This window comes from Comamonas sp. E6, assembly GCF_001010305.1.
Taxonomy (GTDB): domain Bacteria; phylum Pseudomonadota; class Gammaproteobacteria; order Burkholderiales; family Burkholderiaceae_C; genus Comamonas; species Comamonas thiooxydans.
Genome location: NZ_BBXH01000066.1, coordinates 1 through 1216, shown reverse-complemented (window position 1 = coordinate 1216; position 1216 = coordinate 1). Strand labels below are relative to the sequence as shown.

Annotated in this window: 2 protein-coding genes; both read left to right on the top strand. The window is 60.0% G+C overall.

Going from position 1 to position 1216, the window contains the following annotated elements:
• The first annotated feature begins 52 nt into the window (after positions 1-52).
• Positions 53-370, top strand: a complete 318-nt coding sequence (locus tag CSE6_RS25920; protein WP_059441893.1) for a DUF1153 domain-containing protein — start codon at positions 53-55, stop codon at positions 368-370.
• Positions 367-1188 (top strand): IS3 family transposase, encoded by an 822-nt coding sequence (locus CSE6_RS25915; RefSeq protein ID WP_059441892.1) that lies wholly within the window; start codon positions 367-369, stop codon positions 1186-1188. The genes CSE6_RS25920 and CSE6_RS25915 overlap by 4 nt, the downstream gene beginning before the upstream one ends.
• The last annotated feature ends 28 nt before the right edge of the window (positions 1189-1216 follow it).

The following is a 1216-nucleotide window of genomic DNA, read 5'->3' as shown; positions in this document are numbered from 1 at the left end:
TGTATTGACCCAGTGAATTCCTGCTCAGGTGTTAACGTTGAAGGAAACGACGATGAGCACCCTGATGGAAGACGACATCAAGCGCTGGACAGCCAAGCGTAAGACAGCCCTTGTCCTGGACATCATCCAGGGCAAGACCACGATCTCGGAGGCCAGCCGGGCCTTCGACCTCAACCCCTCGGAGGTTGAGCAATGGGTCGATGAAGGCAAGCGTGGCATGGAGAACGCCCTGCGCACCAAGCCCTTGGAAATCAAAGAGCAGTACGAGAAGCAACTGCGCGAACTTCAGCAGGCCTATGGCGAAGCTATGTTGGAGCTGCGTGCCAGAAAAAAGCTGGCGTCCCTGCTGGGCAACGAGGACGAGAAATGATCCTCAGCCTTCAGCAGGGACTGGCCCAAGACGGATTCAAAGTCAGCCTGGTCAAGCTGTGCGATTGGTTCGAGATGCCCCGGCGCACGGTGTACTACCGCAGCACCAAGGCACCACCGAAGGTTCAGGAACACTTCGTCAAGCCCATCAAGGCCATGATCGAAGAGAACCCGTCGTTCGGCTATCGCACCGTGGCGCACCTGCTTGGCTTGAACAAGAACACCGTGCAGCGGGTCTTCCAGCTCAAGGGCTGGCAGGTGCGCAAGCGCCCGGTGGGCTTCAGGCCTCGCATCCAGGCATTGCCTTCTGTGGCCAAGGCGCCAGATGAGCGCTGGGCCACCGATCTGTGCCGCGTGTGGACAGGGCGTGATGGCTGGGCTTCGCTGGCCCTGGTGATCGACTGCTACAGCCGCGAGCTGCTGGGCTGGCACCTCAGCCGAAGTGGCCGATCCAAGACCGCTGAAGCGGCGCTGGAGCAGGCGTTGATTGCCAGGTACGGCTGTCTGGGCAAGGTCCGGCACCCGTTCCTGTTGAGGTCAGACAACGGTCTGGTGTTCACCAGCCGCAGCTACACGGCCTTGGTCAAAAGCTATGGCCTGCAGCAGGAGTTCATCACCCCGTACAGCCCGGAGCAAAACGGCATGGTCGAGCGCGTGATCAGAACGCTCAAAGACCAATGCGTGCACCGCCACCGCTTCGAGACACTGCAGCACGCCAGTCGTGTGATCGCAGATTGGATCGGCTTTTATAACCACCGGCGCCCTCATCAGGCGCTGGGCATGAAGACCCCCGCTGAGGCTTATGCTTTAGCAGCCTGACCTGTGCAGAAACCGCTGGGTCAATACA

Bases quoted from the DNA above. Each gene is read 5' to 3' on its own strand.
- CSE6_RS25920 (WP_059441893.1), top strand. From the start codon at position 53: ATGAGCACCCTGATGGAAGACGACATCAAGCGCTGGACAGCCAAGCGT.
- CSE6_RS25915 (WP_059441892.1), top strand. From the start codon at position 367: ATGATCCTCAGCCTTCAGCAGGGACTGGCCCAAGACGGATTCAAAGTC.